8 protein-coding genes and 2 pseudogenes are annotated in these 15,125 nt (G+C 69.1%); 2 read left to right on the top strand and 8 right to left on the bottom strand.

Going from position 1 to position 15,125, the window contains the following annotated elements; all coding sequences use genetic code 11:
* Nucleotides 1–229: 229 nt before the first annotated feature.
* Both J7024_RS21345 and J7024_RS21340 read left to right on the top strand, forming a co-directional pair.
* Entirely contained in the window at nt 230–1,300 is a 1,071-nt protein-coding gene (locus J7024_RS21345) for a type IV toxin-antitoxin system AbiEi family antitoxin (protein WP_234745466.1), read from the top strand.
* Nucleotides 1,269–2,174 (top strand): nucleotidyl transferase AbiEii/AbiGii toxin family protein, encoded by a 906-nt coding sequence (locus J7024_RS21340; protein WP_175750850.1) that lies wholly within the window; start codon nt 1,269–1,271, stop codon nt 2,172–2,174. The genes J7024_RS21345 and J7024_RS21340 overlap by 32 nt, the downstream gene beginning before the upstream one ends.
* Before the next feature lie 353 nt (nt 2,175–2,527).
* Here the strand turns inward: J7024_RS21340 and J7024_RS21335 are convergent, their stop codons facing one another.
* The 8 genes and pseudogenes from J7024_RS21335 to J7024_RS21300 form a co-directional block, all read right to left on the bottom strand.
* Nucleotides 2,528–2,950, bottom strand: coding sequence for a type II toxin-antitoxin system VapC family toxin (locus J7024_RS21335; RefSeq protein WP_234745456.1), 423 nt, complete (start codon nt 2,948–2,950; stop codon nt 2,528–2,530).
* A complete protein-coding gene (gene vapB / locus J7024_RS21330; protein ID WP_175750848.1) occupies nt 2,947–3,210 on the bottom strand; it encodes a type II toxin-antitoxin system VapB family antitoxin in 264 nt (87 codons plus the stop codon). The genes J7024_RS21335 and vapB overlap by 4 nt, the downstream gene beginning before the upstream one ends.
* Before the next feature lie 250 nt (nt 3,211–3,460).
* Nucleotides 3,461–4,483, bottom strand: coding sequence for a GNAT family N-acetyltransferase (locus J7024_RS21325; protein WP_124825731.1), 1,023 nt, complete (start codon nt 4,481–4,483; stop codon nt 3,461–3,463).
* Entirely contained in the window at nt 4,483–5,322 is an 840-nt protein-coding gene (locus J7024_RS21320) for a formyltransferase family protein (protein ID WP_124825732.1), read from the bottom strand. Before J7024_RS21320 ends, J7024_RS21325 begins: the two co-directional genes overlap by 1 nt.
* An 86-nt stretch (nt 5,323–5,408) precedes the next feature.
* Nucleotides 5,409–7,664, bottom strand: coding sequence for a TonB-dependent siderophore receptor (locus tag J7024_RS21315; RefSeq protein ID WP_124825733.1), 2,256 nt, complete (start codon nt 7,662–7,664; stop codon nt 5,409–5,411).
* Between the two features lie 45 nt (nt 7,665–7,709).
* Entirely contained in the window at nt 7,710–9,086 is a 1,377-nt protein-coding gene (locus J7024_RS21310; RefSeq protein WP_234745455.1) for a lysine N(6)-hydroxylase/L-ornithine N(5)-oxygenase family protein, read from the bottom strand.
* 34 nt (nt 9,087–9,120) lie between these two features.
* A pseudogene (locus J7024_RS37360) lies at nt 9,121–10,142 on the bottom strand (GNAT family N-acetyltransferase).
* Nucleotides 10,132–15,119 (bottom strand): annotated as a pseudogene (locus tag J7024_RS21300) (amino acid adenylation domain-containing protein). Before J7024_RS21300 ends, J7024_RS37360 begins: the two co-directional pseudogenes overlap by 11 nt.
* Between the last annotated feature and the right edge of the window lie 6 nt (nt 15,120–15,125).

Here is a 15,125-nt window from a genome sequence, read left to right as displayed (position 1 = left end):
GCGCGCGGCGCCCGGAAGCGCTGTCCATCCGGACGACTGCCGCATTCGATCGGTCCACCCGACACCATGCGTTCGTGATCGATTTTTCATGCGGAGGGTGTCGTTTTCTGTTGCCCATCATCCTGGAATACTTCATTTACATCAAATGGTTGAGAGAATTTGTTCATTTTTTGAAAGCTGTACATTTTTTGTGTACACTGACAAAACAGTGAACAAGCGATCCTCCGTGATGCCCGCGAACGCTCCTCTCCCGATATCGGAACAGCACGTGCTCGACGAGGCCTGCGCCGCGTTCGCGCGCGCGACCCGACGCTTCAATGCTCGGCCCGTGCGCGTGCCGGCGGCGGGCCAGGCGCGTGCCGACGCAATGATCCGCTTCGACATCGCTGGGCAGACCTTCGAAATGCCGGCGGCCGTGAGCGTCGGCGTCGAATCGCTGCAGGGCGCGCTCGCGCTGCTGCGTCGCCGCGGCGGCACGCCGGCGCCGGGCGAACGGCCGCTGATGCTGGTCGCGCCTTATTTTTCTGCCGAACTGGCCGCCCGCCTGACCGAGCACGACATTCCGTTTCTCGATACCGCCGGCAATGCGAGCCTGATCCAGCCGGAGGCCACCGTGATGATCGCCGGCCGGCCGAAACCTGCCCGCACGCCGCGCCGTCAGGCCTCGCGCGCAACGACGCCCAAGGGGCTCGCCGTGATGTTCGCGATCGCCACGCAGCCGGGGCTTGTCGCGCAGCCGTATCGCGCGATCGCCGCCGAGTCGGGCGTCGCGCTCGGCACCGTCAATCTCGCGATGGACGATCTGATTGCGCGCGGCCTCGTCGCGCAGCGGCGCAACGGCGAGCGCCTGATTCCCGACTGGCCGCGCTTCGTGCAGGAATGGGTCGCACTGTACCCGAGCCGGCTGCGCGCGAAACTGCCGGCCCGGCGGTTTGCCGCGCTTGCGCCCGACTGGTGGCGCGACTTCGATTTCGCGGCGTTCGGTGCGCGGCTCGGCGGCGAACCGGCAGCCGACCTGCTGACGCACGACCTGAAACCGGCCGCGATCACCGTCTATACGCACCGCACCGTGCCGAACCGCCTGCTGCTCGAGGCGCGCCTGCGTCCGGACGAGCGCGGCGACGTCGAGTTGCTCGAAGCGTTCTGGCCGCCGTCGCCGGCACTCGACTGGCGCGAGCAGGAGGTGCCGCTCGTGCCGCCGCTCCTGATCTACGCGGATCTCGTCTCGTCCGGAGACGGCCGCAATCTTGCCGCCGCCGAGCAGATCCATGACCGATACCTCGCCCATCCGCCCGCTTGAAGTCGACCCGCGCCGGCCGCTCGAGCCGGCCGCGCTCTCGCTGCTGCGTGCGGTCGGCGCGGCCTGCACACGGCTCGACGCGGCATTCGTCGTCGCCGGCGCGACCGCGCGCGACATCCTGATGTGGCACGTCCACGGCATCCGGCCGGTGCGCGCGACGCGGGACGTCGACATCGCGGTGTGCGCGGTGAGCTGGCCGTTTCACGCGCAGCTCGTCGATGCGCTCGTCGCGACCGGGCAATTCGCGCACACGCCGAAGCATCAGCAAAAGCTGCTGTTCGACAGCGGCACGCAGGGGTTTCGCACGGAGCTCGATCTCGTGCCCTTCGGGCCGCTCGAAACGCCGCCCGGCGAAATCGCGTGGCCGCCCGGCGGCGAATTCGTGCTGAACGTGCTGGGTTTCCAGGAAGCGGTCGATACGGCGCTGCCCGTGTCGGTCGGCGCGGGCGTCGTGGTGCCGGTGGCCAGCCTGCCGGCACTCGTGCTGCTGAAACTGCTTGCGTGGAAGGACCGGCGCGCGCGCCAGAACAGCGACGCGTACGACCTGCTGTTCCTGCTCACGCATTTTCACGACGCGGGCAATCGCGAGCGCATTTGGGACGTTGCGCCCGATCTCGTGGAACTGCATGGCTTCCAGCCGGAACTGGCGGCGGCGGCGTTGCTGGCGCGCGATGCAAAGCGAATTGCGTTGCCGCCCACGCGCGACGCCATTCACGCGCTGTTATCCGACGAAGCGATTTACGCGATGCTCGGGCAGGACCTGCTGGCACGTGCGTTCGCGCTGTTGCCTGGTGAATTCAACGACGACGCAGACCGGTATCTCGACGCGTTCCGCGGCGCCTTCCTCACGGATCGGCCCGTTTCCCGGGCGTGACGTGCATCGCCGACACCGGCCTGCGCTTCATCCGGAAGAACCTGCATGATGCGTCGATCGCTATCACGGGTATCTATCCGCATGCCGAAGATGAGCGGCAGTACGACAAACAGTCCGGGGCGCGCCAGCAAGATGCGAGACGCGCCCTCGAGACTTGCGGGCGTAAAATGCCGTGCATGTCGTCGATCTGACTCCTCTTTTCCATCGATGCCATACTCGCCGATAACGCATCGGGAAACGTCAAGTTCTCGGCCGACGATATCGAGGCGTTGTTCGAGCCCATTCCGAGTCTGCCGATGTACGTGTCAGCCGCCCGAACCGGGACATGACTTTTTCACTTGCGGGAACGCACGTTAGGCCGACATTGTCCAGTCTTCGACGGACAACCCCGCGACGCAACTGAATTCACGACTGTTATTCGTCACGAGCACCGCGCCGGCGGCAATCGCATGGCCGGCGATCGACGCATCGTTTGCGCCGATCGGCGTGCCGCGTGCCGCGAGCCCGGCTCGAACCGCGGTCGTTGCGTCGACTGCGGCCGTATCCCACGACAGCACGCCGTCCAGCCTTGCGACGAAGGCCGTCACGAGTTCCGCATGCCTGGGCGATGCCTTCTTGCCCACGGCGCCGAATCGCATTTCGGCATAGGTGATCGCCGACACGACGATCCGGTGCTGCGCATTGACGCACGACTGCAGCCGGGACAACGCCACGGGCGGCCGCTCGCGCATGATGAACGAACGGATGTTCGTATCGAGCATGTAGAGCGTCGTCACTGGCCCGACTCCGGCGAGGCGTCGTGATCGGCGCCGGACAGGTCGAAACGGCCGGTTTCGACGACGGCCGGGCGCTCGATGAGGAAGTCGGAATCGGCCAGAGGTTCGTTCGCGAACGACAGCCATGTCGGTCGCCCCGGACGCAGCAGCGTATCGCCCTCGCGGCGGATCTCGAGCTCGGTTACGCCCTCGAATTCCATGTCCTTCGGGATACGGATTGCCTGGTTACGGGCGGTCTTGAAAATGGAAACGGTGCGCATGAGCCACTCCTCGGGAGTTCGATGCGCCCATTCCAGGCATATGTTGGCATATGTCAATGCCGGGGGCGTGGACCGGGAGGCGCGCCCCGCGCTGTGGCGAGTGTACTGGCCATATCGTCACGACCTGTCGTGGATGGGAAGGAAATCCATTCTTCCTCATGCGGCCCGGCTGATCCATATCCCGAACGGCCGATGCCCACCCCGGCAGGTCGCGAGGCACGTCACCCGGCCGCCGCGCGTCCCCGTCCGGTCACGGCAACCGGAAAGTGTCGAAGAACGTTTCGCGCTCCATCACGGTCAGCGCCGCGCGCTTGTGCGGGAAATCGAATTCCTTCAGCGTGTAGAACCCGAGCCGGTGCATGTATGCGATATGCCGCACGTGATCAACCCGCGGCTCGCCCACGAGCCGCTGCGTGCGCGGTTCGTCGACGAACATGTAGTGCAGCACCCCGCTCCACCACGCATGCAGCTTGCCCGCGCTCTGGAACCGCGAGTCGCCGATCAGCAGGTGCAGCCCGCGATCGTAGTCGTGCGCATCGTAGAACGGCGCGAGCCGATCCTCCTTCGCCCAGTAGAACTCGAAATAGCCGAACGGCGTGTCGTCGAAATAGCCGATCATCGGATGCATGTGCGGATCGGCGAGCCGCTCCGTCAGATACGCGGCGTGCTCGTCGCGCGTGCCGCGCTGATCCCAGAAGTGCGCGACGCGATCAAGGTTCATCCAGTCGCTGAAAAGCTGCGCATGCGTGTCGACGTCGACGGTGCGCAGGCTGAACGTCATCCCGACCTGCGGCATGTAGCGCGCATAGATCTCGCCGGCCGGCGACGGCGGTCGCACCGGATGCCGATGGCCGTTCGTGATCGCGTAGCGCAGCGGCATCCCGCTCGATGCGGGCGCCGTCAGCCACGGTTGCGGGTTCTGCCAGAACGTCGCGCGCGATGCATTCAGGCGCAACCGGCCGCCTTCGATCTGCGCGCCGTCGATCACGCCCCCGCGCACCGCGCGGTCGACGTACGACGCGATGGCCGCCGGATCGGCACTCCCCAGCGGCACGGACACCGTCGCCATATCGTGCCGCGTATCCGTGTTGAACAGCGCGACGAATTCCGCGAGCAGCGCGGCCGGCGGATCGTCGGGCCGCCATGCATCGAGCGCGCGCTCGACGGGAGACGTCGGCTGCGTCCTCGCATGCGCCGCGCCGTCGAGCGCCGCGGCCACCTCGCCTTCGACGGCATCTGCCGCACCAGCCGGTTTCGTCAGCGTGTCTTCCATCACAGTGCTCCCGCGTCGTGGCGGTCGGCGAGGATGTGCAGCCCCCGCTCGAGCGCCGGAAACAGGCTGCGCTGGAAGTTGTTCCAGCGCAGTTCGAGAATCGTGTCGTCCGGCGCGATCGGCGTGTCGAGCACGTCGCAGATCACTTCGCCGGAATCGATGCCGTTGTCGACGTAGTGAAACGATGCACCCGTCATCGTCACGGGTTCGACGCGCGTGCTCGCGCCGCTTGCCCAGTCGACGCGCTCGCCGCGCGCGCCGTGCAGCGCATCGAGCGTCGCCCATGCGCCGCGCCGCTGGTACGGTGAATCGTCGGCCGTGATGCCGGGGTGGATGTTCGCGATGCGCCGGTGAAAGCGCGCGCCGGGCCGCACGAGCTCGTCGAGGATCACGAGCAGCCCGTCGAGCACAACCACGTCGGCGTCGAGCTCGAGCAGGCGTTCGAGCAGCCGGCGCTCGAACGCCTGCTTGCCCGTCACGCGCTCACGCGCATCGCGCGGCAGCCGGCGATACGTCGACGCAATCGTGCAGAACAGTTCGTCGACGAGCCGGCCCTGCACCGTCAGCCCTTCCGGCAGGATCCACGGGCGGCCCGGCGTGCGCGCGAACCCGTAGTCTGCGACCTTCGCGCGGTCGGCCGGCGAGCCTTCGTCGTCGTCGACGATCACGCCCTGGAGCGCATAGCGCTCGCCGAGCGTTGAATCGTTCAGGCGTTCGACAAGGAATTCGAGCGGCGCCTTCATGTAGCGCGTGCCGCCCCGGTAAGCGACCGGCTGGCCGGCGCGATCGGCCGCGCCATTGCGCAGCGACTGGATATAGACGAGATTTTTCTTCGGCATGGAGGCGTCGTGGAAAAAGCGGACGGCGCCGCCGCGGCTCGCGCGGACCGGCCCGAAGGCCGGCCGGCACGCCGCGGCGCGCGGCGTCACCAGTTGTATTTCGCGGTGGCGATCACCGTGCGGTCGGTGCCGAAAATGCAGACGTTCGCCGACTGGCAACCGCTGATGTAGTGGCGGTTGAACAGGTTGGTCCCGTTCACGGCAAAGCGCCAGTTACGCATGTCGTAATGCACGCCCGCGTCGAACAGCGTGACGCTCGAGACCGACAGCGAGTTGTCGGACGCACCGGCCGACGCGCTCTGATAGCGAACGCCGCCGCCGAGGCCGAAGCCCGCGAGCGGCCCCGTGTGCCACGTCCAGTCGGTCCACAGCGACGCCATCTGGCGCGGACGCGGAATGTCGACCGGCCAGTTGTTCAGCGAATCGTCGTTGGCCTTCACGTTCTTCACGTCCTGGTAGACGTAAGACGCGATCACCGACAGGTTTCGCGTGAGCTTGCCGGTCGCGCTCAGTTCGATCCCGCGCGAGCGCACTTCACCCGTCTGGATCTGCGTCGTGCCGGCCGGATCGAGATCCGTCGGCGTCGGCGTGAGCACGTTGGTCTGGTTGATCTGGTAGATCGCCGCGTTCAGCATCATGTTCTTGCCGGGCGGCTGCCAGCGCAGGCCGGCCTCGATCTGCTTGCCGCGCGTCGGCTGCGGCAGGCCGCCGCCGTACAGGCTCACGCCGATCAGCGGGTTGAACGACGTCGCGTAGCTGACATACGGCGACAGGCCATAGTCGCCCTCGTACGTCAGCCCGACGCGGCCCGTGAACGCCGTCACGTCGGCCTTCGACTGCGTGCCGCCCGCGCGGTCGTCCATTCGCATGTTGACCCAGTCCTCGCGGCCGCCGAGCGTCAGCGTCCAGCGGTTCCACTTGATCTGATCCTGCGCGTACAGGCCGAACGTGTTCATCGTCGTGTACGTGTTGGTCCGGTACGTGGTGTTCGGATCGGAGAACACCGACAGCGTGACCGGCGTATAGACCGGGTTGTACAGGTTCAGCGTCGGTGCGGCGGCCAGCCATTCGCTGTCGGTCGCGGTCTGGCGGTTGTACTGGAAACCGAGCAGCAGCGTGTGCTGGAGCGGGCCCGTCGCGAAGCGGCCCTCGAGGTTGTTGTCGATGTCAAAGCGGCTGTAGTTCATCTGGAACACGCCGGCCCAGCGGTTGACGTCGGTCAGGGTGTCGTCGGCGAAGCCCGCGCCCCACACCGACCCGTTGTCGAGCGACAGGTGCATCAGGCGGGTGTTCTGGCGGAACGTCCACGCCGGCGTCAGCTTCTGCTCGAACTGGTAGCCGAGCGACCACTGCTTCTTGCGGTAGTAGTTGAAGCTGCCATCGCCTTCGTAGATGTCCTGGTTGATCTGACCGTTCGGGTTCGGCAGCACCGTGCCCTGCGCGGGCAGGAAGTTCGACGAGATGTCGCCCCAGTCCTGCAGGTACGTCGCGGACAGCGTCAGCGACGTATCCGCGTTGGGGCGCCAGCGGAACGACGGCGCGAGCGACACGCGCTGGTCGTTGTTCGGGCCGGACAGCGCGTTGCCGTCGCGCGCGACACCGACGAACCGGTACGCATACTGGCCGTCCGGGTCGAGCTTGTCGCCTACGTCGATCATGAACTGCTTGCGCGCATAGTTGCCGATCTGCACGCCGGCTTCGCGCACGCGCTCGCCGTCGGCGGTCTTGGTCTGCACGTCGATGATCGCACCCGGGTCGCCCGCGCCGTACAGCACCGAGGTCGGCCCGCGCAGCACCGAGATGCTGTCGATCATGTATGGATCGACGCGCCAGCTCGACAGGTTGAGCGTGTTCGGCACCTGCAGCCCGTTCACGTAGGCGGTCGGCGTGAAGCCGCGCAGCGCCGCGTACCAGTCGGAACGGTTGTCCGAACCGTACGACGAGAAACCGGGCACGTAGCGCAGCGCCGCGTTCACGTCGGTCGCGCCCGTCATCTCGATCTGCTGTGCCGTGACGACGTTGATCGTCTGCGGGATTTCGGTGATCGGGGTGTCGGTCTTCGTGCCACTGCGGCTGCGCTTCGCGACGAGCCCGACCGTGCCGTCGCCTTCCGAGCCCGCGTTGACGTTGATCGCCGGCAGCGTGCCGGTCGCCGCGCCGCTCGATGCACCGGCCGCCGCACTCGCCGCCGTGCCGTTCTGCGCACTGCTGACCGGCGCCGCAGCGCCTGCGTTCACGGCCGGCGCCGTCTGGGCGAATGCGTGCCCTGCCGCCGCGGTCCCGAACGCCACGCTTGCCGCGGCTGCGATCGCACGCAAACGCGTGCCTGTTGCCCACTCCATCTTTCTCTGCTCCAGTTTTTTATGCGGTCTCCGACCGCGCCTTTGTCAAAGAGCGAAAGCCATCCGGCCCGCGCTCACCCCGTTTTGATGTCGTTGTTCATGTACTGCCCGGGCCGCGCCGTCGTCATGGCCGGGCGCGCTCCCGTCTTCGAGCGACGCGCAGATTTCGTCCGCGCGGCGTGCGAGGACCGACAGCAGCGTGTCGGACAAACCGTGGCTGTCTTCGCAGCAGCCTTGCAGGTAGATGCGCGGCGCGAAGTGCTCGGGCGTCGCGAGCAGGTAGTCGCGCGTCACGTCGCCGCGCGTGAGCGCGTCTCCCAGGTACGGCGCGAGCCCTTCGAGCAGCGCCGAATGCGTGTCGCGCCGGTAGCCGGTCGCGAGCACGAGTGCGTCGAAGCGCTCGACGCGCGTGGCGCCGTTCATCCGGTCGCGCAGCGTCAGCTCGATGCGGCCGTCGGCGGCACGCACCGCGGCTTCGATCGCGCTGTTCGCGAGCAGCGCATGACGCGGCGTGCCGTCGATGCGCTGCAGGTACAGCATTTCGTAGATCTGCTCGATCAGCGGCCGGTCGACTACCGCGTAGTTGGTGTCGCGATAGCGCTCGAGCAGCGCGCGGCGCGCGTCCTGCGGCAGTGCGTAAACGACATCGGTGAACGCCGGGCTGAAAATCTCGTTGACGAACGGGCTGTCGTCGGCCGGTTTCAGCGCGCCGGCGCGCATCACGAGGCTCGCGTCGACGTGCGGGAAGCGGCGCGCGAGGTCGATGAACACCTCGGCCGCGCTCTGCCCCGCGCCGATCACCGCGACGCGGCGGCGCTCGCCGTCCGGCGACGCGACCAGCCGGTCGATGTCGGTCAAATACGACGACGAGTGGATCACGCGGTCCCGGCCGAGCGCGGCGAACGCGTCCGGCACCGCCGGCGTGCCGCCGACGCCGACCGACAGCGCGCGTGTCACGCGCTGGCGCTCGTGGCCCGCGGCATCGCGCGACAGCACGCGCAGCGCGTCGATGCGCGCGCCGTCGCCGCGCACGGGCTCGATCGCCGTGACGGTCTCGCTGTAATGGACGTGCTCGTCGAACGCTTCCGCGACCCAGCTCAGGTAGTCGTGGAATTCGACGCGGGTCGGATAGAAATTCTTCAGGTTGACGAATTCGTTCAGCCGGCCCCGTTCGAACAGATAGTTGATGAACGTATAGCGGCTCTTCGGATCGCGCATCGTGACGAGATCCTTCAGAAACGAGATCTGCATCCGGCAGTCGTCGAGCAGCATCCCGCGATGCCAGCCGAACTCCGGCTGGCGTTCGACGAAGCAATGCGCGAACGGGCGCGCACCGCCGCGCTCGGCAAGGCGCACGGCCAGCGCCAGATTCGACGGCCCGAAGCCGACGCCGATCAGGTCGAATACGGTTTCTCTCTGCATGTCTCTCAGCTCCCTTGTCGGTGAAACCGGCCCGTCAGACATGACGGCCGGAGAAGAACGTCTCGCGCAGCGCGTGCATCCACAGCGGCTGCGCGTCGGCCAGCGCCAGACGGCGCTGCCGCGCGAAGCCATGCCGCGCGAGGATGTCGACGACCCGCGCGTGGCCGGCCGGGACCGCGCAGCCGAGCGCTTCGGTACGCGGATCGTCGAGAAACAGGTAATGGACGACGGACGGCAGCCAGCCCGCCACGCAATGCGGGCCGCGCCAGCGCGATTCGCCGACCAGCATCCGCAGGCCGCGGTCGTAGTCGCGCGCGCCGACGTGCGGTGCGAGCGGGTCTTCCTTCAGCCAGAACGCTTCGAAGTACGCGAACGGCTCGCCGTCGAAGCAGCCGACGAGCGGCGTTACGTGCGGATCGGCATCGGGCGCCGTGCCGTCCGCGCCGGGCTGCGTGCCGGGCCAGCCGTCGCGCACGCGCGGCTCGTCGAACCAGCGCGCGACGCGCGCGGCGTCCTCGCCCGGCTGCCAGCCGCGCAGCGTGAAGCGCACGCCGAGCGCCGGCAGGTCGCGGGCGTACACGTCGCCGCGCGGCGCCGGCGGGCGGCGCGGAGGACGCCGGCCGTCGGTCAGCATCGGCAGCGTCGCGCAAGGCAGATGCGCACCGACGCGCCTGGAGTCCGCCTGTTGCGCCCAGCCTTCGCGCATGCACAGGCCACCGTCGGCGAGCACGCCGCTCGCGCGCAGCGCGTCGGGCGCGACTGCCGGCCACGCGGCCGGGTCGAGCCGGATCGCCGCGCGGCGGACATCGTCGGAAAACGCCGCGGCGAGCGCGGCCAGCAGCGCGCGGCGCTGGTCGGCCGGCGCCGCGCGATGGTTGTATGCGACGAGGCGCAGCGTGCCGTCGTCCGCGAGTTACGCGCGCAGCGACTGCGCGCCGATGAAATCGCCGTGCGCAACGCGGATCTCCGCGTCACGCGCGGCGAACAGGTCGTCCCGCGAATACGAGGCGGCGTGTCAGGCATCGTGATTCCGTCCGGGCGGACTTCAGCCAGCATCGCGCACCTCCAGGCCGGTTTGGACCGGTGTGCCGATGCATGCGCCGAGCGCAGCGAGCGTCGGCGACGCGAACACGTCGGCCACCGTCAGCGGACGACCGGCGCGGTTCGCCGCGTCGACGAAGCGCACGACGTCGAACGACGTCGCACCGGCCTCGAACAGATCGGCGTCGGGCGCAGGCGCGGCCGTCGCGAAGTGTCGGACCACAACGCCGCGAGCGATGCAACGGCGTTCGGGGCGGCCGACGCTGCCGTGCCCGTGCGCCGCATGGCGCACCGGCGCGACTGCGTCCGCGGCGGGTGCAGCGACCCGCGCATCAGGCGCACCGAGCATCGCTTCCGGCGCACCGGCGAAACGGGCGACTTCGTCGTGATACAGCCGGACGAGCGTGTCGACGAACGTGCCGTCGAGCAGTTCGTCCGCATACGAGAACGCGGCGCTCAAGCGGCCGTCCGGATGTTCGACGACGTCGAGCTCCAGCGTGAACACGACGCGATGCCGCACGTCGCCGAATTCGGCGAGCGACAATCCGGCCCAGTCGCGCGCAGTCGCACCGGTCGGGCGCAGGTAGTTGAACATCACCTGGAACAGCGGATTGGCCTGCGCCGTGCGTGGCGCGCGCAGTGCCGCGACGACGTCGGCGAACGGCACGTCGGCATGCGCATACGCGGCGAGCGCCGTGTCGCGCACCTGGGCGAGCACGTCCGCGCGGCGGGCCGCCGCGCCGATACGCGTGCGCACGACGACGGAATTGATGAAGAGTCCCAGCGCATCGCGCGCCGCGTCGCCCGTCAACTCGCGCGTCGACGCGAGCACGCCGACCGGCTGGTCGGCCGCGCCGGTCGCGCGGAACAGCGCGGTATTGAGCGCCGCGTGCAGCAGCATCGGCAACGTCGCATGCGCGGCCGATGCTGCGTCGCGCGCAGTACGGATCAGCGCCGCATCGAACTCGAACGCGATGCGTGCCGCGCGCCATTGCGGGACGGCCGGCGCATCCGCACGCTGCGGCAGCACGCACGACGGCAGCTCTGCCAGCGCGTCGCGCCAGTATGCGACGCGGGCCGGGTGGCATGGCGCAGGCAAGACGAGCGTGCGGTTTTCCACAGCGGGCGTCGATGCCGATGCCGCTTCACCGCGCACGCTATCGACATAGCGAGCGCGCACCGCATCGAGCCACAGCTCGATCGATTCGCCATCCGACACGATGTGATGGATCGTCACCGACAATACGTGATCATCGGCGCCGAGCCGCAGCACGCGTGCGCGCCACAGCGGCGCATCGGCGACGAGATCGAACGGTGCGAGTGCATCCGCATCGGTCAGCGCTGCCGCGCGAGCGAGCGCATCGGGCTGTGCCGACAGATCGACGACCGGCAACGCGACGGTCGAGGCGTCTTCGATCCGCTGGCCCGGCAGCATGCCGTCGCGCACGACGAGCCGTGTGCGCAGCGCCGGATGCGCGGCTGCCGCAGCGGAAAACGCTGCGCGCAGCGCAGCGACGTCGAGCGGACCGCGCACGCGCAGCGCGACCGGAATGTTGTACGCGGCGCTGTCCGGCTGCGCGCGCCACAGGAACCAGAGGCCGAGCTGCGCGGGCGACAGCGGCCACACACCGTGCGCATCGGGTTTGACCACCGCGATGCCCGGCGCCGCGGCACCGGCGTATGCAGCGCGCGGTGCGTCGGCAACCTGCCGCGCATATTGCGCCAGCACCGGCGCTTCGAACAGCGCGCGTACCGGCACATCGCGGCGAAGCCGCTCGGCGACACGCGTCGCGACGCGCACCGCGGCCAGCGAATGGCCGCCGAGGTCGAAGAAGTGATCGCCACGGCCGACGCGCACGACGTTCAACACGTCGCGCCAGATCGCCGCAAGCACGGCCTCGTCGCCGTCGTGCGGCGCTTCGTATGCACGTTCGACGCGCACCGGCGCGGGCAGCCGCGCGCGGTCGACCTTGCTGTTGGCATTGCGCGGCAGCGCGTCGAGCACGATCAGTTGCGCGGGCACCATGTAGTCGGGCAGCATGCGGCGCAGATGCGCATCGAGCGTCGCGGCTTCGACGGGTTGCGCCGCGGCCTGCGCGTCTGCGCTCAGTTCGACGTACGCGACGAGCTGGGCCTGCGCGCCCTGCCCGTGCACGACCGCGCATGCTTCGCGCACCGCATCGTGCGCGGCGAGCTGGGCCTCGATTTCGCCGAGTTCGATGCGCAACCCGCGCAGCTTCACCTGATGATCGACGCGACCGATGAAGTCGAACACGCCATCCGCGCGACGCCTCACGAGGTCGCCGGTGCGGTACAGGCGTGCGCCCGGCGCGCCGTACGGGTCAGGCACGAAACGCTCGGCCGTCAGCGCCGGACGGTCCAGATAGCCGCGCGCCACGCCGATTCCCTCGCCGCCCAGATACAGTTCGCCGATCACGCCCACCGGCAGCGGATGCAGCCGCTCGTCGAGCACGTGCGCGGTGCGCGCGCCGACCAGCGTGCCGATCGGCAGGTACGCGGCGTCGCCGAGTGCCGCGAGATCGTCGCCGGGACGGAACATCCACAACGTCGGCGTGATGACGGTCTCGGTCGGGCCGTAGCCGTTGACCACCCGTACGTTCGGCATCGCGCGGCGCAGCATCGCGAACGCTTCGCGCGACGTCGCCTCGCCGCCGACGGTCAGCGAACGCAGCGTCGGCGGTGCGCCGTGCGCGAGCGCCCATTCGGCGAGTTGCGCGGCGCAGCCGGGCGGCACGTAGGTCATCGTCACGCCGTCGCGGACCATCATCGCGCAGGTCTGCGCCGGCGGCCACAGCACGTCGGCCGTCACCGACACGGCGGCACCCGACAGGTATTGCGAAAACCATCCTTCGTGCGCGCCGTCGAAGTTGACCGACTGGAACAGCAGGAAAACGTCGTTTTCGCTCGCGCCGTAGCGCTCGGCGATCGCCACGCAGTGCCGCGCGAATGCCGCGTGATCGACGATCACGCCCTTCGGCTTGCCGGTCGAGCCCGACGTGTAGATTGCATATGCCGCATGGCCGGGCAGCACGTCCGGCAGCTCGACCTGAGCGGCTTCGTCGAATGCCTCCACCTGGTCCGCTCGCCAGATGCGCAGTTGCGGCAGATCGGGCAGCGACGCGGCGCTCGCGGCGTCGGTCAGCACGTGCGCGATGCCCGCGTCGCCGACGATCTGTGCGAGCCGTTCGCGCGGATGGGCCGGATCGAGCGGCACGAACGCGGCACCCGACTTCAGCACCGCGATCAGCGCGACCAGCAGGTCGACCGAACGCTGCAGCGCGACGCCGACGCGCATCTCGGGCCGCACGCCGGCCGCGACGAGATTGCGCGCGATGCGTGCGGCGCGGGCGTCGACTTCGCCGCGCGTGAATGCGCGATCGATGTCGGCGACGCCGCGCGCGCCGGGCCGCGCCTGCGCATGCGCGGCGATGCTTGCATCCTGGGCACGAACGGTTCGGCCTCGGCCGCACCCGCCGGCGCGTTCCACGCGAAGAGTTGCGCGAGTTCATTGGCGGGCAGCCAGTCGAGATCGCCGATCGGCATGTCGGGGCGCGCGAGCGTCGCCGAGCAGGCGAAGCGCGCGGCGAGCCGCGCGATCGCGTCCGCGTCGAACAGGTCGAGCGCGTAGATGAAGGCGGCGTCGAACGTGCCGTCGGGCGTTGCCTCGACGGCGAGCGTCAGGTCGAATTTCGCGGACGGCGTGCCGGACGGCAACAGCGCGGCCGACGCCGCGCCCAGGGCGGGCAGCGCGCGGCGCTCGCCATAGGCGGCCATCACCTGAAACAGCGGATGGTAGCTCGCGCTGCGCGGCACGCCGAGCGCGTCGACGACCTGTTCGAACGGCACGTCCTGGTGCATTTGCGCATCGACGAGCGCACGCTGCGTACGCGCGACCAGCGACGAGAAATCGCCATGCGCGGGCACGTCGACATCGATCGCGAGCGTGTTGACGAAGAACCCGATCAGGCCGCCCGTCTCCGCGCGTTCGCGGTTCGCGGCCGGCACGCCAACGCAGATCCGCGCGTCGCCCGTCGCGCGGGCGAGCAACGCATCGAGCGCGGCAAGCAGCACCGCGAACGGCGTCGCACCCGACGCGGCCGCGAAGGCGCGCAGTTGCGCGCCGATCCGCGCGTCGAGCGAAAACATCTGGCGCGCGCCGCGCGCACTGCGTCGTGCGGGCCGTGCGGCCGCACCCGGCAACGTAAGCACGCCGCGCTGCGGATCGAGCCGCTCGCGCCAGAACGCGAGCTGACGGTCGCGTTCGCCGGCGTCGAGCCAGCGGCGCTGCCACAGCGCGTAGTCCGCATACTGGATCGGCAGCGGCGGGAGCGGCACCGGTTCGTTCGACGCATAGGCGCGATAGAACGCAGCGAGCTCGTCGAGCATCACGCCCGACGACCAGCCGTCCGACACGATGTGGTGAACAGTCAGCGCGAGCCAGTGATGCGTCGCGTCGAAGCGGATCAGGTGGGCACGCACGAGCGGCGCCGCGCCGAGATCGAACGCAATGGCTTCGTCGGCGGTCGCGACGCTGTCGGCGCGCGCGCCGCGCTGCGCGTCGGGCAGCGCTTCGAGATCGGTCTCGCGCCACGGGCAGCGCAGCGGTGGATGGATCGTCTGCGCGACACCGTCCTCCGCTTCGTCGAAGGTCGTGCGCAGCGCTTCATGGCGCGCGATCAGTGCGTCGCAAGCAAGCCGCAGCGCATGCGCGTCGAGCGGGCCCGTCAGCGCGAGCCGCTCGGTGATGTGATACGCGTCCGGCGCGTCGATCAGTCGCGCATGCAGCCACAGCCGCGTCTGCGCGAACGATGCGCTCACGCGGTCGCTGCGCGGCGTGCGCGGCGGGATCGGCAGCACGCGAAAGTCGATGCCGGCCGCATCGAGCTTGTCGATGAAGACGGCGCGCTGCGCGTCGGGCAGTTGCGCGAAACGCGTCGCGAGCGCGAGCCAGTCGGGTTGAACCTTTGTCATCCGTCG

Source organism: Burkholderia sp. WTPI3, assembly GCF_021483755.1.
In the GTDB taxonomy this organism is placed as follows: Bacteria; Pseudomonadota; Gammaproteobacteria; order Burkholderiales; family Burkholderiaceae; genus Burkholderia.
This window is presented reverse-complemented; position numbering and strand designations above follow the sequence as displayed.